The organism is Microbispora siamensis, assembly GCF_016863095.1.
GTDB classification, from domain to species: domain Bacteria; phylum Actinomycetota; class Actinomycetes; order Streptosporangiales; family Streptosporangiaceae; genus Microbispora; species Microbispora siamensis.
On sequence record NZ_BOOF01000011.1, the window covers coordinates 64,909 to 84,339 of the forward strand.

A 19,431-nucleotide genomic window follows, 5' to 3' on the forward strand; every position below is an offset into this window, starting at 1 on the left:
TGTTAGGAAACTTTCTTTTATATTAGCCTCACTACCCCCCAACAGAGGAACCCTGACATGCGGAAACTGTTAGCGCCCCTGGCGGCGCTGGTCGTCGCCGCCGCAGCGGTGGTGGTGATCGCCTCGCCCGCCTCGGCCCACGGCTACATCTCCGACCCGCCGAGCCGGCAGGCCTGGTGCGCCGCCGGAAAGGTCCCCAACTGCGGTCAGATCATCTGGGAGCCGCAGAGCGTCGAGGGGCCCAAGGGCCTGCACAACTGCAGCGGCGGTGACGCGCGCTGGGCTCCGCTCGACGACGACAGCAAGCCCTGGCCCGTCACCACGGTCGGCGACACGGTCACCTTCAAATGGCTGATCGAGGCCCGCCACGCCACCAGCACGTGGGAGTACTACATCGGCAACGAGCGGATCGCGGTCATCAACGACCACGGCAAGGAGCCTCCGTCCGTCGTCACGCACACGGTGAGCCTGGGCGGCAGGACCGGCCGGATCAAGCTGCTGGCCGTCTGGAACATCGCCGACACCGAGAACGCCTTCTACAACTGTGTCGACCTCCAGGTCGGCCCCGGCGGCCCGAGCCCCAGCCCGAGCCCGACGCCCTCGCCCTCGCCTTCGTCCTCACCGAGGCCGTCCCCGTCCCCATCGCCGTCCCCATCGCCGTCGCCCACCCCGACCCCGACGCCTCCGACGACGCCCGGCGGCGCCTGGACCGCCGGCGCGTCCTACAAGGCCGGCGATCTGGTCACCTACAACGGGCGTACCTACCGGTGCGTCCAGGCGCACACCGCGCTGACCGGCTGGGAGCCGCCGAACGTCCCGGCGCTCTGGCAGACCGTGTGACCCGTCCTCCCGAAAGCCGGCGGCCGGTCCTCGTGACCGGTCGCCGGCGGGGTGGCAGCACCGGCCGGACGGTCATCCGGAACCCCCGCTGCTCACCCTCGGCCAGGACATCGGCTTCCTCGACGGGCTGCCGGACGACTACTCGGCCGCCGACGTGGTGGACCGCATCCTGATGGGGGCGAGCGCCTCGCCGGCGTCCGCGTCCGCCGCATCCTGAGGATCGGCGACGGGCCCGGCCACGGGGTGGCCGGGCCCGGGTGAATCACCTGTGGCCGGGACAGGGGATCACGCGTAGGGGTTCTGTGTCACCAGGTGGGCCTTGAACCCCTCGCCGAAGGTGCTGGTCGGAGTGCCGTTGGCGTCGGTGATGAGGACGTTGCCCGAGCTGTCACAGACTCCCCAGGCGTTCCAGGTCCAGGCGAGGTAACCGACACCGTTCGCGTCGGCCCAGTTCATGACCTTGTCGATGTAGTCGTGGGCGCAGGTGTTCTGGCCGATCTCACCGGCCACCACCGGCACCTTCGCGGCGACGGCGCCGATCGTGTTGTTCCAGCAGGTGGTGTCCACGCACCCGTTGAAGTTGTAGGAGTGCCAGGAGGCCATCAGGTTGCCGGTCGGGTCCTTCGGCTTGTAGTTCAGCCACTGGCTCAGGTCGTTGGTCCAGGTGAGACCGGCCGTCATGATGACATTGGCGGCTCCGGTGGCACGGACCGCGTCGACCAGGGTCTGCATGCCGGCGACCTGGTAGCCGATCCCGGCGCAGGTGCCGCCGTCACGCAGGCAGGTCCACGCCGCGGTGGCGTCCGTCCAGTTGTTGGCCGCGTCCGGATAGGGCTCGTTGAACAGGTCGAAGATGACGGCGTTGTTGCCCTTGAACGTGTTCGCCACCTGGGTCCAGAACGTCGGCGCGTACTTCGCGTCGGGCATGGGCTTCTGGCAGGTCGCCGCCACATCCGAGCAGCCCGCGCCCGGCCCCGTGTACTGGCCGTAGTTCCAGTGCATCTCGACGATCGGCGTGATCCCATTGGCGATCAGCAGGTTCACGTAGTCCTTGACCGCCTGCTGGTAGGCCGCGCCGCTGGTCCCGCCCGAAGGCACGTCGCCGGTCCCCAGCCAGCACTCCTCGTTCAGCGGGATCCGCACCACATGGATGTTCCACGGCTTCATCGCGGCGACGGAGGCCTGATCCGCCGGGCCGTCCCACATGCCCCTGCCCTGGATGCAGGCGAACTCCCCACTGGAGCGGTTGACACCCAGCAGCCGGTACGGCTTGCCGGCCGAAGTCACCAACCTGTTGCCCGAGACGTGCAACTGCGGGGCCGGCCCGTCGGGCTGGGGGCTGGGAGACGAGGACGGTGATGGGCTCGGGGACGGGGACGGGGATGGGCTCGGTTTCGGCGACGGGCTCGGGCTCGGGCTGGGGCTCGGGCTCGGGCTGGGGCTTGGGGACGCGCCGTTACAGGTGACGCCGTTGACGGTGAACGCGGCGGGCACCGGGTTGCTCCCGCTCCACTTGCCGATGAAGCCGATCGACACCGAGCCGTTGGCGGGGACGTTGCCGTTCCAGCTCAGGCTCTTGGCCGTGACGTGCGCGCCGGACTGCGACCAGTCGGCGTTCCAGCCGTTGCTCACGCCCTGACCAGCCGCGGGAAAGTCGAACTCCAAGGTCCAGCCGGTCAGCGGGCCGCCGAGGCCGGTGATCGCGACGTCGCCCTGGAAGCCGCCCTGCCACTCGCTGACGACCTTGTACTGCACCGAGCACCCGCCGGGGGCGGCCACGGCGGGGACGGATATCGCGGACATGCCCGCTGCGGCCAGCACTCCTGCGGCGGCTGCCGCCAGTCTGACACGTAGTTGCATCGAAGCCTCCTTACTGGGAACCGGACGGCCGTCGAGAGCAGCGCTGTGGATGAACGGTGGGTTACTTAAGGGCTTAAGTCAAGGACGTCCCTCTGCGGGGTGCGAGGCGGGCCGGACACGGAAAGCGACGGAAACGGTTCCCCGTCGTCACATCAGGTGAAAAGCCGATCCGGACGTGCGGGTCCGTCGGCGGCCGCCGGGGCGTTCGAGCGTCTGAGTCCGCGGTGTTCACGTCCTCGATGACGTGTGCGTACCGAGAAAGTTTCAGTGGGCACCCCGACGTCGGCCGCGCGCCGGACGGTGGAAGTGTTCCTCGGCAGCCGCGATGGGGATCTGGCCGACGTGGTGACTTAAGCGCTTAAGATCGCGGGGGTTCCAGCCCTTTCCGGGGGGAGACAGGAAAGGCTGTTCCTCTTCCGGCAGCGGTAACAGAATGGTCAGGACGTGAGGGGGGATGCGGTGAAGCGGCCGACCATCGCCGAGATCGCGGCAAGGGCCGGTGTCTCGATCGGCGCCGTGTCGTACGCGCTCAACGGCCGGCCGGGAGTGTCCGCGGAGACCCGCAAACTCATCCTCGACATCGCCAACGAGATCGGCTGGCGGCCGAGCGCGGCGGCCAGGTCCCTGTCCGGGTCCCGGGCGCACAGCGTCGGCCTGATCATCGCCCGCCCGGCGGACACGCTCGGTGTCGAGCCCTTCTTCATGCGGTTCATCGCCGGGCTGGAACGCGAACTGTCCGGGCGGCGCACCGCGCTGCTCCTGCAGGTCGTCGAGGACCACCGCGCTGCGATCGACGCGATGCGGCTCTGCTGGGCGGAACGGCGCGTCGACGGCATGGTCGTCACGGACCTGTGGACGGAGGACGCGCGGATCCCGGTGCTCGAGGAACTCCAGATCCCGGCCGTTCTGGTCGGCCGGCCCCGGCCGGACACGGAGTTGCCCGCCGTCTGGACCGACGACGCGGCAGCCGTGGTCTCGGCGGTCGACTACCTGGTGGCGCTCGGACACCGCCGCATCGCCCGCGTCGCGGGGTTGTCCGCACTGGAGCACACCCAAGTACGCATCGCGGCCTTCCGCCAGGCCGTGCTCGGTCACGGCCTCGGTGAACCACAGGTCGTCGAGACCGACTACACCTGGGAGGAGGGCATGCGGGCCACGCGGACGCTGCTGTCCCGGCGCGACCGCCCGACCGCGATCACGTTCGACAACGACGTGATGGCCACCGCCGCGCTCAACGTGGCGCAGGAGATGGGCGTCGCCGTGCCGGACGAGCTGTCGATCGTGGCCGGTGACGACTCGCAGCTCTGCGTGATGGTACGACCGGCGCTGACGGCGCTCTCGTGGGACATCCAGGCGTACGGCGTGCAGACCGCACGGGTGCTGGCGGACACGATCGACGGCCGTGCCCCCGGCTCGCGGCAGGTCGGCACGGCGAGTCTGGTCGTCCGGTCGAGCACCACCTCCCCGCCGGCCTGACCGACCGGCGCCGTGTCAGGGCAGGTGGATCGAGGGCGGGGGCGGGGCCGCTCTCGTGGCCCGCAGCCCGGCGATCGCGCCATCGGTCATGGCGATCGCCGCTGCGATGTGCACCGGAGCGAGCACGAACGACGCGGGGCGGTGCCGCCCGCCGACGAGCATCAGAAGTGCGGCCAGCGCGAAGCCGGCCTGGGCCAGGCGAACCGCACGTTCGCTCACCCCTCGTGCTGCCGCCGTCGTCCGAAGGACCCGCCACACGCCGGCCAGATCGCCGCCGCACACCACGTCGGCCGACCAGCACGCGCCGCCGCAGGCGTCGGTGATCGCGACACCGGCGTCGGCGGCGGCCAGCGCCTCCTCGTCCGCCGCCGAGATGACCAGGACATCCTCACCGGCTTCCTGGAACCGCCGTACGTGCCCGGCCAGGCCGTCCTCGGCGTCCAGTATTCGATCGGCATGCGGCAGCAGTCCGGCGACGCTCGGTTCGTCGGTCAGCACCACGGTGGATCCGGCGGACCCGGCGGCGTCGAGTACGGCGGCGGCCAGCGGCGCGAGCTCCGCCCTGACGGTGACGCGGCCGAGCCGCCGGTCGTGCTCGTGGACGACCAGGCGGCCCCTGTCCGGGCCACTGCCGCGCTCCAGCCGGATGCCGCCGTGCCGCCACGGGCCGGCGCCGGCACCGCCGACATCGTTCCGCGACAGCCCGGCCAGCACGTCGGTCGCGGCCTGCCGCACATGAGCCACTTCGACGCCCGGCTCGGCGTCGGCGGTCAGCACCCGGGGGCGTTCGCCACAGAGCACACGAGAGTCGATGACGATCACCGATATCCGGTCCAGCCGCCGGAACACCGCGGCGTTCAGCGGCAGGATCCCTCTGCGTGCCAGCTCCCAGCCCGCTGCCGAGGCGAATCCCCCGCGCCCGTACTGGGCGGCCTTGGGCGCCGCGGCGAGGATCGCATCGGCCGCCCGGCCCGGACTGCGCGTGAGGGCGAACACGATGGCCGCAAGCGCCGGGGCGATGGGACCGAGCCGGTCACTCCATTTCTCGACGGGCCCAGGAGGGCGGTGCCTCGGCCGGGGCGGGCGAGGCCGCGGCTCGTGTGGCAGGCTCTCCGGACGGAAGCACAGCTCGGCCTCCCGGCGCTGCCAGACCTTCCGCCGCTCCCACACCTCGGCGAGAAGGAGCGCGCGATACACGGCGTCGACCGCCGGGGAGGCGATGCCTTGGGACAGGCCGTGGGCGGCGGCACTCACCAGGGAGAGCATCAGATCGGTCTCGATGGGGCCGATCCGTCGCTTGAGCCACCGGCGCAGGCCGTGTTCCACCTCGATCAGGGCGACGGCCAGCCGTGCCTCGTGGGGCAGCGCCGGAAGCCGGAACACCTTCCCCGCCACCGCCGATGTCAGGGCCACACAGTCGGCGGCGAGCTCGGCCGCGGCGGCGGCGATGGCCGCGCTGTCACCCGGATGAGTCGCCCGGCTCCAGGGGAAGTCCTCCTCCTGGGTGCCGTAGGTTTTCTCCACCGCGCGGACCGTCTCCAGCAGCCGCTCCAGGCCCAGTCGCCGTTCGTCGAACGCCACCAGCACCTGTCCGGTCACCGCGTTGACCTCGGCCCAGCGGACTCCTCGCAGCCGGCTCAGCGCCTTCGGCACACCCGTGGCCAGTTCGCGCGCCCGTCCGTCCTCGCCCTCCAGACCGCGTACCTCGATGTAGGCGTGCCCGTGCTCCGCCCACGCCCGGCGATGGTGCCGGCGCTCGTGCAGATCCGTCAGGACCTGCCCCACCCAGGCCGCCTTCCGGGGCAGCGCCCTGGCGGTATCGAGGCCCTGCCGCGCCACGGATTCGGTCTTCGTCACGGCCAGGCGGACGCCCCTGCCGCCTGCGCCGGCCGCCTCGCCCATCGTCCCGGCGGCGGACGCGGTGATCTTCGCGGCGGCGGCCGCTCCCGCGATCGCCATGCCCGCGCCGGCGACGACTGCCGCCTGCGCGGTGTTCAGCGCCGCGCCCGCCGTGCGGCCGGTCGCCGACGCCATCCGGTCCGCCATCCGTGCCGGGCCGCTGAGCAGCGAAAACACATTTCCTGGCATCGGCGGCGCTCTACCCGGTAGGACCCCGCCCTACGCCTGTCAGCCGGAGGAACATCACTGGTGCGCGCCATATCGGGAGCATGCGGCGCATTCCGGGAAGCGCAAGTGGCGGCTTCGTGGCCGCTGATACGCTTTACGCCTTTCGGTAACTCTGATCACATACGGGGCAAGAGTGACGACGGGGCCCGGTTATCACCAGCAGTATCCGCCTCAGCCGCCGCCGCAGTGGCAGCCTCCGCCTCCCCCTTCGCCGCAGTGGCAGTACGGTCCTCCACCACAGCAGTGGCAGGCTCCGCCTCCGCCTCCCCCTCCTGCGCCCCGGCGCAGGACCGGACTGTGGGTGACGCTCGGCATCCTGTCCCTCGTCCTCGTCGTCGCGGTGGGGGCGGGGGTGGGCCTGGTCTTGCGGGGTCGCTCCGGCGACGACCCCACGGGCGACGCCGCCACCGACTCCAACACGGTTGTCGTGAAGGACGACGAGATCACCAAGCTGGTCGAGTCGCACAGCAGGGCACTGGCCTCGGGTGACGCCAAGGCGTTCACCTCGATCTTCGATCAGAAGAACGCCGCTCTGGTCCGCGGCCAGGCGAGAGTCTTCGCCAACCTGCGCAAGATGCCGCTGGCCGAGAAGTCCTACCAGGTGTTGCGCCGCCAGGGCCGGGCTCAGGACAGTTTCGGGCGAGGCGTGAAGTTCACGCAGGACGTCGCGTTCGTCCACCGGTTCGCCGGCATCGACCTGCGTCCGGTGTCCGAGTGGTATCGCTGGACCATCGAGAAGGCGTCGCCGAAAGCACCCCTCGTCGTGACGAAGGTGGAGGGAGCACCGCCGACGATCAGCGGCGAGGCCTCGAAGACGATGTACTTCCCCGGGCCGTGGGACATCTGGCCGGACGTCGTGGTGGCGAAGGCGGGCGGCAGCCTGGTCCTCGCCAGGCCGCAGGACGCCGCCCTGGCCCGGCGCGTCGCGCCTGCCGTCTCCGCCGCCGCCGCGAGCGATCTCGCCTTCTGGCAGAAGAACGGCGATCCGGACGCTGCGGTGCCGACCGGGTTCCTGGTGGCGCTGGTCGAGGGAAAGACCCAGCTCGGCAAGCTGTTCCGTACGGCCAAGGCGAACGAGGCAGGCGTTTCGATCCCGATGCCGAGCTGGGGGATCGCCGACGACACCGTGAAGATCGGCGGCACCCGCGTGGTCATGGACACGACGTCCGAGTTCTTCAGGGACGAGCAGGGGATCATGGAGATCTCCGAGCACGAGCTCGCGCACTCGCTCGTCGCCGGGCTCGACAGTGCGCAGTTCGCTCTGTTCGGCCGCGCGAACTGGATCACCGAGGGCTTCGCCGAGTACGTCGCCGGCCGCAACCAGCCGATCAGCGGAAACCGGCGTATCAGTGAGGGCCGTGCCTACGTGGCAGGGCGGCTCGCCATGCCGTTCGACGGGAAGCTGCCGACCAACGCGCTTTGGGACTTCAAGCAGATGACCAGCGTCAACTACCTCATGGGGCATCTGGCCATGCGGTTCGTCGCCCAGAAGTACGGCGAGCGGAAGCTGGTCGAGGGCGTGGTCGCGGCCTACCGGGCGCCGGGCGACGACAGCGAAGCCGCCCTGTTCCAGGCGCTCGGCGTGACGAAGGCGGACTTCGAGCGGCAGTGGGCGGGCTACGTCCGCGCCCAGCTCGCGTGATCGGGGGAGAGGCATGACGGATCAGCACACCGGGAACCCGTACGGCGGGCCCACTCCGCCCTCGCCGTACCCCCACGGCCCGGGCCCATCGCCCCAGGGCGGCCAGGAACAGCCGTACGGCGGCCAGGGACAACCGGGCGACGCCGCAGGCTGGAGCCGGCCCGCCCCCGGTCAGCCCGCACCCGGCCAGTCGGCCTATGGTCAGGCCGCACCCGGTCAGCCGGCCTATGGTCAGCCCGCGCCCGGTCAGCCGGCCTATGGTCAGCCCGCGCCCGGTCAGTCGGCCTATGGTCAGCCCGCGCCCGGTCAGTCGGCGTACGGGCAGCCGGGTGGTCAGGGGCAGTGGGGTCAACCCGCGTCGCCAGGCCAGGCGGGGCCGGGTCCGCAGGCCCCGGCCCCTCCGGCGTACGGCCCGCCGGGCCAGGCCGCCCCCTGGAGCCCGGGTGCCCCCGGCGCGCCGGCGCCGTACGGTCAGCCGGGACAGGGCCAGCCGGGACAAGGCGGGCCGGTGCAAGGCGGGCCAGGGCAAGGTGGGCCGGTGCAGGGCGGGCCGGGTCAGGGATATGCGGGCTCGCCGTACTCGCAGCCCTGGCCGCAGCCGGGCCAGGCCGCTCCGCCCGCGCAGGGCCAGACGCCCTGGTATCCGGGCCAGCAGGGCTACGCCGGCCAGCAGGGGGGCTACCCAGGCCAGGGTTATGCCAATCCGGGACAACCCGCCACGGGGCTTCCGCCGCAACCACAGCCGCAGGCGCCCGGCGGCAAGGGCAAGACGGCGCTGTTCGTCGCGCTCGGGCTGGTGGTGCTGCTGGCGGTGGGCGCGGGGACCGCCTGGTTCGTCGCGGGCGGCGGTTCCGGCACCGGATCCGGCGGAGGCGCGGGGGAATGGTCCGTCCCGCTCGCGAGCGCCGACAGCATGGACTTCACCCAGGGGCTCGCGTTCGCGGGCTGGCTGACCGACAAGACGGTCATCCGGGTGCAGCGCGACGGGGTGCTCGCCTACGACCTGACCTCGGGCAAGCGCGCCTGGGGCACCCCCTCGCCCGGCGACCAGCTCTGCGGCGCCACCGCCGACCTGGAGAACGGCAAGGGCGCCGTGGCGTACGGCAGCGACCAGCTGTGCGACCACCTGGCCGGCGTCGACGCCGCGACGGGCAAGATCACTTGGAAGATCAAGATTCCGGCGGAGAAGTCCCGGCTGGCCAACTCGCTCACCGTGCCTCGGATCATGAACGCGGGCTCCGTCGCCGTGGTGTACGCGAACCGCGTCCTGTCCGGCTACCGCCTTTCCGACGGCGGCAAGCAGTGGACGGCCCGGTTTCCCCAGGGCTGCCACATCAAGGACGTGAACACGGCGGCCACCCGGGTGGCCCTGCTCCTCGACTGCAGCTTCGAGGGCTCGGGCAACTTCGTGCAGGTGCTCGACCCGAAGAGCGGCAAGGCCGGATGGCGATACAAGATGGGCGATCTCAGCCTGATGAGCCTGATGCTGTCGGCCGATCCGCTGATCGTCCGCCAGGAGGAGGGCGACAAGAGCACTTTCACGGTCCTCGACGACCGGGGCGGCAAGGTCAGCGAGTTCACGACCGGCAAGGTGGACATGCTCGCGATGAACACGGTTGCGTTCGTGGACGGGATGTTCGAGCAGCGCCGCTACGCCGTGCACGGTGACCGTCTCTACCTCACGACCTTCCCGCAGAACGTGCCGGGCAAGGCGCGATCAGGCGACAAGGCGCTCGCCTTCGACCTCAAGACGGGCAAACAGGTGTGGGAGTCGTCCGGCACCCAGCCCACGAAGCTGAATCTCGTCCGTGCCGACGACCACGGCCTGCTCGCTCTGGAGGTCGGCGACTGGCGCGACCTGCCTCCCCGGCTCGTCCGCCTGGACGCGGCCACCGGCAAGGCGGCGGAGGTGGCGGAGCTGCCGCAGAAGTACGGCACCGAGGGGGACGACGCACGGGTGTACGAGCGGAACGGCGCCGTCGTCATCGTGCCGTGGACCTCGGTCGCCGTGAAGCACGCGGTCGTCTACGTCCACACCTAGGAGGGCTGACCGGGCCGGGCCCGCGCGGCGGCCGAGAACTCGCATGCCGAAGTGATCACGGCAGGGCAGTATGTCCCTGTGGACCACGTCCTGTGCGGCCGCGCCGAGAATCCGGCCCTGCCATTCGATCTCGTGGAACGGCTGGTCACGGTTGCCGACGAGGACATCGCCGCAAGCCTGGCCGGGCGTGCCGACCTGACCCGTGCGCAGGCGGTGGCGCTGGTCTCGCGCGTCGAAGAGAGCGCCGGATTGCTCGCGGAGCGGGGGCTGCTGACGGCCGCCGACATTGATCCGGTGGCCCAGCCGCTCGCCGCGTTCGCCCTGCTCACCGAGGGAGCCGGCCGTCCGGAGTGGGCACGCCTGTTCGCGGGGGATCCGATCGTCGAACGTCGGGAGCGGCTGGCCGCCTGCCCCGGCCTCCCGCCAGACGTGGCGAAGACCCTCGCCGCCGACACCGACATCCGGGTCGTCGCGGAGCTCGCACTGTGGACGACGCCGGACATGGCGGCGCGGCTCGCGGAGCACCCGCATGCCGAGGTCCGCCGCTCGGTGGCCGCCAACGAGGCGACACCGCCCGAGGTGCTGGCCGCGCTGCTCACCGGCGAAGGGATGTCTCCGGCGCGGCGGTGCCTGGTCTGCGACCGGAAGGAGACGCCGTTCGTCCACGATCCTGAGTGCCGGGAGCCCGACTGCGAGCTGCCATGGGATGCCTCGTGTGACGGCTCCCACGAGTCCACGCTCCACGAGATGCAGCAGCAGGCGCTGAGAAACCCGGCCACGCCTGCCGCGGCCGTGCTCGGCTTCGCCGACCATCCTTCGACGCTGCTGCGCTGGGCGCTGGCCGGGCGCACCGACCTGCCTCATGAGGTGTACGAACGGCTCGCCGGCAGCCCGGAGCCCGGCATCCGCGGCACTCTCGCGGAGAATCCCGCGATCGACGACCGCCTGATCCACAGGCTGGCCGCCGATCCCGGTCACGACGTGCGGCGCGAACTCGCCCACAACCCGCGCGTGCCGCTGGACGTGCTCATCCGCCTGGCCGGAACCGTCAGGATCGGTCCCACCCTGCTGCCGCGGATCGCCGCCGCCACGCCCGCCGAGGTCGGGGAACTGGCCGCCTCGGCGAACCCGGCCGGGCGGATGCTGGTGGCCGAACGGCGCGACCTGCCGTCCGAGATCCGCGACGCGCTGGCCGCCGACCCCGACGCCAAGGTGCTCAAGTCCATCGCGCCGCATCCGGGCCTGTCCGAAGCCCAGTTGCGTGCCATGGTCGACCGGCACGGCGTACGGGTCCTCGCCAGGGTGGCGAGGAATCCGGACGCGTCGCCGGCGTTGCTGGAGGACCTGGTGCGGCACCGGCCGCCGGTGCAGAAGGCGTTCCGCGAGGTCGCGCGCCACCCCAACGCGACGGCGCGGGCGCTGTCGGCGTGCCTGCAGGACCGGCAGGCCAGGCCGGTCGCCGCGGGTCACCCGGCCCTGCCGCCCGAGGTCGTCGTCGAGTTGCTCGCGGACGACGAGTGGCAGGTGGTGGAGGCCGCCGCCGCCAACCCGGCACTGCCGCTCACGGTGATGTCGGCGCTGGTGTCGTCACACGGCCCGGCGGACGGTTGATTCGACCGGTGCGCGACGAGGTCCCGTCCGGCGGACGGGACCTCGCCGATCCGCTTCACCTCAGGGACTGGTGCAGGTGACCGCCGGGGTGGCCGAGGACCCTCCGCCGACGAAGCCGAAGGTCGTGGTCGCGTTGGCCGCGAGCGAGGCGTTCCACGACTCGTTGCGCACCGTCACGTTCGCGCCGGAGCCCGACCGTACGCCTCCCCAGATCTGGGTGATGGTCTGCGAACCGGGCCAGGTCCAGTTCACGGTCCAGCCGTTGATCGCCGCGTTGCCCGCGCGCACCGTGACCTCACCCTGGAAGCCGTCCGGCCAGGAGTTGACCACCCGGAACGTCGCCGAGCACGTCCCGGACACTCCGCCGGACGGCGAAGGACTCGGGCTCGGCGAGGGGCTCGGGCTCACGCTGGGCGACGGGCTCGGCGAGGGGCTGGGCGAGCGGCTCGGGCTGGCACTGGGCGAGGGGCTGGAGCTGGGCGAGGTGATCGCACCGCCCCACCCCGCCGTCGAGTCCAGCCAGGCGGCGCGGCGCAGCGTCCAGTCGCGCAGGTACTGCACCTGACCCTGCCAGGTGGACGCGGTCGGGGTGTTGAAGAAGCCGATGGTGCGTGTCGTGAGGTTCGGCCAGCGCTGGAAGTTGCGCTGCGCGGCGTTGGTCAGCGGCTGGGCGAGAGCGTCGATCCTGCTCTGCAGCGCGGCGTCGGAGAGCACGCCGCGGCGCAGCGTCTGCCAGCGCGCCTTGACCTGGTCGACGAAGGCCGGATCCCGCATGAGCTGCGTGAACCAGTCGTTGGCGACCGGCTGCCGGGTCTGCTGATACTGCCAGCCCGCGGTCTGGTCGTTCTGGAAGAACCCGCCCACGCCGAACGTGAGGTCGTAGTCCCACAGCGGCCCAGCGAAGATCTTCGTGTCCCGGTCCTTGTAGAAGTAGGCGCTGCGATAGTTGGCGTCCATGTTCCGGCTCAGCTCGTAGACGATCAACTGGTCGACGAAGGAGTTCACGTCGACGTACGCCCGGTAGCCGGTGTTCGGGTCGGCGAAGTTCTGCGAGTGCAGCACGTTGTGGAACTCCTGGATGTAACCGCGCAGCCAGTCCTTCTGCTGCGGCTGCAGCGGTGAGGGGTCGACCACTTCGAGGTAGCTCCAGCAGGTGGCCGACGACCCGCTGCACGGCAGCGTCGGCTCCTCGGCGGCCATCCACTCGAACTTCCAGATGTACCCGCCCGTAATTTTCGGCAGGGTCGTGTCGTCCTCGTCCAGCTTCTTGAGGTCGAGGCGGTTCTTCGAGTTCTTGATCGTCTCGGCGATCATGTAGACGCCCATGTAGTCGTCGGCGCCCACCGGGCCGGCGTCGGTGTTGAGGTAGAGCTCCACGAACCGATACCGGGGAACCTTCAGCCCCATCTCCTTGCCGAGGTCGTAGACCAGGGCCTCGCGGATCAGCGACTTGTCGGGGAACGGCCCGCGCAGCACCCAGTCGGAGTCGGCCGGCATCCCCAGCACCGGATAGTCCGCGTCGTCGTTGTCGTTGTCCCGGAACTCGAGGCGGTACGGCGCCTTCTCGAACGAGGCCGACGACTGCCCCCGCAGGTGCACTCCGGCGCGGGTGGCGACCGCCGGAGCCGCGGCCAGCGACGTCGTCGCCGCACCGCCGCCCGGGTCGAAGATCATGGTGGCGGCGTCGAGGTACTCCCTGCCGGGCTTGCCCTTGCCGTACGAGTCGATCAGGACCAGCGGCAGGTCGTGGGCCGTGGTGGTGCCGCGGGGGACGTACATGGCCGTTCCGGGCTTCCCGGACGCCGTGCCGTCGACGAAGGCCTGCGCGCGCAACTGCGTGGTACGGGTGAACTGCAGCGGCTGGCCCCCGTAGAGCGCCGACTGCGCGGTGGGCGGCGTTCCGTCGGTGGTGTAGCGGATCTGCGCGCCGCCGACCGCGGTGCTCAGCGACACCGACACCTGTCCCTGGAAGGTGCCGCTCGGCACGGAGAAGACGATGTCGCCGGTCAGGTCGTCCGCCGCCGCGGCGGCCGCGGACGCCGGGGCGGTGGTGCTCGTGGCGCGGCCGGCCGACCCGGTGCCGGAAGCCGCCCCGGCGCCCGCCGAGGACGGGTACGCGTTGAGGGGCCCGGCGAGGAGCCCGGTGAGGAGCACGGCGGCGACCCAGGTCCTCGTGATGCGGCGGGCGGTCGCGGCGCCGGTGCTGCGGAGCGTCAGACGCACGATGCCTCCTGTTCGGGGCGGTGGGAGAGGTCCGGCGCCGGGTCCGTCGGCGACGCGGTGCCGCGGAAGTGGCGGCGCAGCGTCCGCCGCCACGGCGCGTCGGGCAGGTCGGGGCGGAGCGCGGCCAGGCCGGTGGCGTACTTGGAGATGCGGGCGGGTCTCATCCCCGCCCGCCACAGCATGCGGTCGACGGGCGTGGCGGCCGAGGCGGTCTTGGTCTCGACCACGGCGAGGCCGGGCAGCCGCAGGGCGGCGTCGCCGTGCCGCCAGGCGAGTGCGCTGTCGAGCGTGACCCGGCTCGCGGTGTCCGGCAGCAGCAGGGTGGCGCGCCGGTATTCGGTCACCAGGACAGGGGCGAGGGAACTCCTGGCGGCGGGACCGATCGACTCCCGGGTGAGCGCCTCGTCGACGAAGTCGCGCCCGGGGTCCACGGTGCCGCGGTCCCGCGGGTCGTAGGGCAGCCGGTGTTTGGTGATGCTGCCCCGCGCGCCGCTGATCTTGACCTCCAGCCAGCATTGGGCGGAGTCGAGATAGGTGCGGGTGCGCACCTTGAAACGCCGGCGCCTGCGATAGGCCGCGCAGTGGTAGCTGGCCAACTGAGGGGTGTCGAAATACACCGACTGATAGCGGAAGGCGCGTTCACCGTCGATGTCCAGCACCTGCGCGTACGGCGTGAGCCGTTCCAGCAGACGGGGCAGCGCCTCCGCCGGGACCAGGTACTTGCGGTCCACCCTGGTCTGCAACGCGGCCCGGTCGATCAGCTCGTCGAGCCCGACGGGGGCCAGCCGCGCCAGGGCCGGTCCGATGGGCAGCGCGGTCATCGGCGCGCTCCGGCGGGTGCGGGCGCTTCGGGTTCGGCGGTCAGCGCCCGGTCGGTCAGCGCGTACCGGACGTCGACCACGGTGGTCTCGTTGACCAGGTCGAGCCGCTGGACGGTGACGGCGTGCACCCGGGCGTCGAGGAGTTGTTCCAGGTGCGCGACGAGCGCGACATGGTCCGTGAAGGCCGATTCGAGCACCAGGATCTGGTGCCGGTAGTGCCGGAACAGCCGCCGGTGGTCGCCGAGGAACATCACCGCGAGGATGAGCGCCATCATGCCGCCGTTGAGCCACACCGAGGTGGTGCTCACCGCGCCGAGGATTCCCAGGGCGAGGGCCGAGAAGTAGTAGGCGACCTCGTGCTGGTCGAGTTCCGTCGAGCGCAGGCGGATGATGGACAGCACGCCGAACAGCGCCATTCCCAGCCCGAGCCCGGCGCCGACGTTGCCGGCGCTCAGCGCGCTCGCCACGGCGAGCACGCCGATGTTGACCCCAAGGTAGGAGACGACCAGGTCGCGTCGGCGGTGTCGTGGGAAATAGAGCCCGAATACGAGCAATACCACCGCGCAGATGTCGATCGTGAACAGGACGAGCTGAGCCAACACGTTCGTTCCTCCTGAGTGGCTGCCGGGAATGGGGCATCGCCCGATTCCCGCAGGGGGTCCGTGAGACGGTCGCCGAAACTTTCGTAACTATTTAGAAACTTTCGGAAGCCCACATCGAACGATAGGTGGATGTCAGGTGTCTCGTCAATGAACACCCGTTGTACCGCTGTGTTCGGAGTAACGCTCCGCATGTGTGAAGAGCAGAGGTTCCCCCTGTTCGAGGCGTATTTCAGGCCGCCGTGCTCGTTATCGGGTGCGAGAGGGGGGCGACGCCAGTCGCGGTGCGCTCATGCCGGCCCAATGTGAAACTTTCACCCCCGGCTGTCTGCGAATGCGAGGTGTGGCCGCAGTCGCGAGGCGATGACGAGGGTCGGCCGGCACGCTGCGCAGTCATTTATGCACAAATTGTGCCGATTAATCAATATTAGGTTGATATTCGTATGATGCGGCGCTTCGGCAGAGTTGTCCTCGGTGATTCGAAAGAGGGAGCTGCCGATGCCTCGTTCGAACGGTAAAGACAACCGGATTTCGCACCACACTCCCGTGGTGCAGAAATACGGCGGGAGTTCACTCGCCACGCTTGAGCAGATCGAGGGTGTGGCGAAGCGGGTGCGGGAGAGCGGCGAGGCCGGGAATCCGGTCGTCGTCGTGGTCTCCGCCCGGGGCGACACGACCGACGAACTGCTCCGCCTCGCGCGCGAGGTCGGCGCGGAGACCAGTGGGCGGGAGGTGGATCAGCTCCTGGGCGTCGGCGAGACCGCGTCGGCCGCGCTGCTCGCCCTGGCGCTGCACCGGCTAGGAGTGCCCGCCTACTCCCTCAGCGGTGTTCAGACCGGCATCCTTGCCACCGGGACGCACGGACGCGGCGTCATCGTCGCGGTCGACACCGAGCCGATAACAAAGGTGCTCGCCTTGGGAGCGGTCGCCGTGGTGGCGGGATTCCAGGGGATGAACGAGCGGCTCGACCTCATCACCCTGGGACGGGGTGGCTCCGACACCACGGCCGTCGCGATCGCGGCGGAGCTCGGCGCCGACCGTTGCGAGATCTACACCGACGTCGACGGTGTCTACACCGCCGACCCCAGGATCGTCCCGCCGGCCTCGCTCATTCCCCTCATCGACGTCGACGTGATGGCCGAGATGTCGTCGGCGGGGGCCCAGGTGCTCCATTCCCGCGCCGTCGATCTCGCGGCCGCGCACGGCGTGGACATCCACGTTCTTCACTCGACGAGGCCGGGTCCCGGAAGCGTGATCGCGGCCCGCAGCGACACCAGGAGAGAAATGCTCGAGTCCAGCGGCTCCGTCACCGGCGTCGCGGTAGACGCCCAGGTCGCCCGCGTCGGCCTGCTTCTGCCGGACGCGGACGCGACGGCACAGTTGTTCGATTTCTTCGCCCGCGAATCCATCTTCGTCGACATGGCCACACTGCACGACGCGGAGGGTGGAATCCGCGTCGGAATGACGGTCGACGGCGCGGACGTCGACGCGGTGCGGTCGTACGTGACGTCCACGTTCCACGGCGAGGCGCCCGAGGTCGATCGGGCCGTCGCCAAGATCTCCGTCGTCGGCCGGGGGCTGCTCACCAGCCCGGAGTGCGCCGCACGCGCCCTGCGGCGCCTGCGCCGCGCCGGCATCGCGGTGAACGCGGTCGCGACCTCGCAACTGCGTATCTCGATGACCGTTCCGGCCGATGCGGCCGTACGGGCGGCGCGGCTGCTGCACCGGGAGTTCGGTCTCGAGTCGCTCGACACCGAGGTGGGTTCCACCTCCCCGGTCCCGGCCTGACCCTGCCAACCCAAGGAGACAGACGACCATGAAGGTGAGCAATCCCTTCGCTCGTGAGCTTCGGCTCCGCCGGATGTACCGCGGCGGGGACGACGGGCTCTTCATCGTGCCGCTGGACCACTCCGTGACCGAGGGGCCGGTGACGGGAGGCCGGAACCTCGACCGGCTGCTCGACCGGCTGTCCGGCAACGGCGTCGACGCGGTGGTCCTGCACAAGGGAAGCCTGCGTTACGTCGCCCCCGAGCGGTTCACGCGGATGTCCCTCATCGTGCACCTCAGCGCGAGCACGGTGCACGCGCCCGACCCCAACGCCAAATACCTCGTCGCCAGCGTGGAGGAAAGCCTCCGGCTCGGGGCCGACGCGGTCAGCGTCCACGTCAACATCGGTTCCGACCAGGAGCGCCGGCAGATCGCCGACATGGCGGCGGTGGCGGACGCCTGCGACCGCTGGAACGTGCCGCTGCTGGCGATGATGTACCCGCGCGGGCCGCAGATCACCAACCCGCGGAAGGCCGACCTGGTCGCGCACGCGGTCTCGCTCGCCGCGGACCTGGGAGCCGACATCGTCAAGACCGTCTGCGCCGAGGCGACCTCCGAGATGCGGGACATCACGAGCCTGTCGCCGATCCCGGTCGTGGTCGTCGGTGGTCCGCGGGACCCCGACGCGGACAAGGTCCTGGCGTACGTGGACGACGCGCTGCGCGGGGGTGCGGCGGGTGTCGCGATGGGCCGCAACATCTTCCTCGCCCCCGAGCCGGGCGCCATGGCGGCGAAGGTGGCCGACCTGATCCACCCGCACCGGCACGCCGGCATGAGCGCCGTGACCTCACCGGCGGCGTGACCGGCCGGTCGATCCCGTGATCACTTGAGGAGACCTGTGATGAAGCTGAGTTGGCTCGACATCCGCTCACTGGGCGAGGCCAGGGAGGCGATCCTGCAGGAGGCCCTGCACTACCGGCTGGACGCCGTCGTGGCGGACGACACCGCCGACCTGGCGGACCTGCCCCCGACGGTCACCAAGGTGCTGTTCCCCCGCCCGGGGGAGATGCCGACCGAGTTCGGCGACGCCTCGGTCGTCATCGTCGACCCGGAGACCCACGGGACCACTCCGGCGGAGCTCGCCGTCGAGCACCCGGACGTCGAGTTCGGCCGGTTCGTCGAGATCGTCGACGCGCCCACACTGGACGACGCCTGCGAGTCGGCCCGTACGGAGAAGTGGAGCGTGCTGCTGTTCCGCGATCCCACCAAGATCCCACTGGAGATCGTGATCGCGGCGGCGGCCCGGTCCGACGGCAACATCATCACCATCGCCCAGGACGTGGCCGAGGCCGAGATCATTTTCGGGGTCCTGGAGCACGGCTCCGACGGGGTCATGATGGCTCCCGCCGGGGTCGGCGACGCGGCCCGGCTCAAGGCGGCCGCCGACGCCGACACCCCGCACCTCGAACTGGTCGAGCTGGAGGTCCGCAGGACCGAGCACATCGGGATGGGCGAGCGTGCCTGCGTCGACACCTGCACGTACTTCAGGGAGGACGAGGGCATCCTGGTGGGCTCGCACTCCAAGGGCATGATCCTTTGCGTCAGTGAGACCCATCCGCTGCCGTACATGCCGACGCGTCCCTTCCGGGTCAACGCGGGCGCGATCCACTCCTACACGCTGTCCAAGGACGAGCGCACCCACTACCTCAGCGAGCTGAAGGCCGGCAGCAAGGTCATGGCCGTGGACGTCAAGGGCCAGACCCGGATGGTCACCGTCGGCCGTGTCAAGATCGAGACCCGCCCGCTGATCTCCATCGACGCCGTCGCCCCGAACGGCCAGACGGTCAACCTGATCCTTCAGGACGACTGGCACGTCCGCGTCCTGGGCCCCGGGGGCGCCGTCCTCAACAGCACCGAGCTGAGGCCGGGCGACATCGTGCTGGGTTACCTGCCCAGTGAGGACCGGCACGTCGGTTACCCGATCAACGAGTTCTGCCTGGAGAAGTGACGACTTATGGAAACCCGGCGAAAGGACAACGGCATGCTCAACCGGCGTGAGGTCATGCTGCGCGGAGCCGCGCTGGCGGTCGGCGTGGGGGGAGTCGGAACGCTCGGCTACCTCAAGGCCCAGGGCGGCCCTGCCGTCGTGGACGCCCATGCCACGCACTCCGTGCCGCTCTACAGCGAGCGATACAAGGGCCGCACGATCGAGGTCCGTGAGTCCGCGTCCGGCACCGAAGTGTACGTGGACGGCACGCGGCTGCACCTGATGAAGCTCGGTGAGAACGCCTACCTGAGCGCGATGTGCCACTACGAGGTCCTCGGCAGCCCGGTGCAGGCCGCGCGGGCGGCGGTCAACGAACTGCACGGCGCGAACCTGGTCGACCTGGGTGGGCACGGCGCCCACACGGCGTGAGAGAGGAC

The 19,431-nt window shown here is 70.6% G+C and carries 14 protein-coding genes; 9 read left to right on the forward strand and 5 right to left on the reverse strand.

Annotated features, from left to right (window positions below; genetic code table 11):
- Positions 1-57 precede the first annotated feature (57 nt).
- Positions 58-840: a lytic polysaccharide monooxygenase gene (locus Msi02_RS12235; protein WP_204048452.1), complete on the forward strand. Its 783-nt coding sequence runs from the start codon at positions 58-60 to the stop codon at positions 838-840.
- Between the two features lie 285 nt (positions 841-1,125).
- Here Msi02_RS12235 and Msi02_RS12240 read toward each other — a convergent pair whose 3' ends face one another.
- Positions 1,126-2,700, reverse strand: coding sequence for a cellulase family glycosylhydrolase (locus Msi02_RS12240; RefSeq protein WP_204048453.1), 1,575 nt, complete (start codon positions 2,698-2,700; stop codon positions 1,126-1,128).
- Between the two features lie 459 nt (positions 2,701-3,159).
- Between Msi02_RS12240 and Msi02_RS12245 the strand changes: the two genes are divergently transcribed.
- On the forward strand, positions 3,160-4,176 hold the full coding sequence (locus Msi02_RS12245) for a LacI family DNA-binding transcriptional regulator (protein WP_204048454.1): 1,017 nt from the start codon (positions 3,160-3,162) through the stop codon (positions 4,174-4,176).
- A gap of 15 nt (positions 4,177-4,191) precedes the next feature.
- On the opposite strand, the gene Msi02_RS12250 is transcribed toward Msi02_RS12245, so the two are convergent.
- Positions 4,192-6,264 carry a heavy-metal-associated domain-containing protein gene (locus tag Msi02_RS12250; RefSeq protein WP_204048455.1) on the reverse strand — a complete coding sequence of 691 codons (2,073 nt, stop codon included), beginning with the start codon at positions 6,262-6,264 and terminating at the stop codon, positions 4,192-4,194.
- Positions 6,265-6,604: 340 nt separating this feature from the next.
- Between Msi02_RS12250 and Msi02_RS12255 the strand changes: the two genes are divergently transcribed.
- The 3 genes from Msi02_RS12255 to Msi02_RS12265 all read left to right on the forward strand — a co-directional run bounded on the left by Msi02_RS12255 (position 6,605) and on the right by Msi02_RS12265 (position 11,597).
- Positions 6,605-7,945 (forward strand): hypothetical protein, encoded by a 1,341-nt coding sequence (locus Msi02_RS12255; RefSeq protein ID WP_204048456.1) that lies wholly within the window; start codon positions 6,605-6,607, stop codon positions 7,943-7,945.
- A gap of 538 nt (positions 7,946-8,483) precedes the next feature.
- The gene (locus Msi02_RS12260) at positions 8,484-9,986 is read left to right on the forward strand and encodes an outer membrane protein assembly factor BamB family protein (protein ID WP_204048457.1); all 1,503 of its coding nucleotides are present in this window, start codon (positions 8,484-8,486) and stop codon (positions 9,984-9,986) included.
- A 78-nt stretch (positions 9,987-10,064) separates the two neighbouring features.
- Positions 10,065-11,597 (forward strand): hypothetical protein, encoded by a 1,533-nt coding sequence (locus Msi02_RS12265; RefSeq protein WP_204048458.1) that lies wholly within the window; start codon positions 10,065-10,067, stop codon positions 11,595-11,597.
- Positions 11,598-11,657: 60 nt separating this feature from the next.
- On the opposite strand, the gene Msi02_RS12270 is transcribed toward Msi02_RS12265, so the two are convergent.
- Genes Msi02_RS12270 through Msi02_RS12280 form a run of 3 tightly spaced genes read right to left on the reverse strand, consistent with a single transcriptional unit; the run spans position 11,658 to position 15,243 of the window.
- A complete protein-coding gene (locus tag Msi02_RS12270; RefSeq protein WP_204048459.1) occupies positions 11,658-13,820 on the reverse strand; it encodes a CotH kinase family protein in 2,163 nt (720 codons plus the stop codon).
- Positions 13,811-14,641, reverse strand: coding sequence for a polyphosphate polymerase domain-containing protein (locus tag Msi02_RS12275; protein ID WP_204048460.1), 831 nt, complete (start codon positions 14,639-14,641; stop codon positions 13,811-13,813). Before Msi02_RS12275 ends, Msi02_RS12270 begins: the two co-directional genes overlap by 10 nt.
- Positions 14,638-15,243, reverse strand: a complete 606-nt coding sequence (locus tag Msi02_RS12280) for a DUF4956 domain-containing protein (RefSeq protein ID WP_239108339.1) — start codon at positions 15,241-15,243, stop codon at positions 14,638-14,640. The genes Msi02_RS12275 and Msi02_RS12280 overlap by 4 nt, the downstream gene beginning before the upstream one ends.
- Before the next feature lie 546 nt (positions 15,244-15,789).
- Between Msi02_RS12280 and Msi02_RS12285 the strand changes: the two genes are divergently transcribed.
- The 4 genes from Msi02_RS12285 to Msi02_RS12300 are packed head-to-tail and all read left to right on the forward strand — an operon-like array spanning position 15,790 to position 19,423.
- Positions 15,790-17,028, forward strand: coding sequence for an aspartate kinase (locus Msi02_RS12285; protein ID WP_239108340.1), 1,239 nt, complete (start codon positions 15,790-15,792; stop codon positions 17,026-17,028).
- 28 nt (positions 17,029-17,056) lie between these two features.
- Positions 17,057-17,869 (forward strand): 2-amino-3,7-dideoxy-D-threo-hept-6-ulosonate synthase, encoded by an 813-nt coding sequence (locus tag Msi02_RS12290; protein WP_204048462.1) that lies wholly within the window; start codon positions 17,057-17,059, stop codon positions 17,867-17,869.
- A 39-nt stretch (positions 17,870-17,908) separates the two neighbouring features.
- Entirely contained in the window at positions 17,909-19,015 is a 1,107-nt protein-coding gene (locus Msi02_RS12295) for a 3-dehydroquinate synthase II (protein WP_204048463.1), read from the forward strand.
- A 33-nt stretch (positions 19,016-19,048) separates the two neighbouring features.
- Positions 19,049-19,423, forward strand: coding sequence for a tyrosinase family oxidase copper chaperone (locus Msi02_RS12300; RefSeq protein ID WP_204048464.1), 375 nt, complete (start codon positions 19,049-19,051; stop codon positions 19,421-19,423).
- Positions 19,424-19,431: the final 8 nt, after the last annotated feature.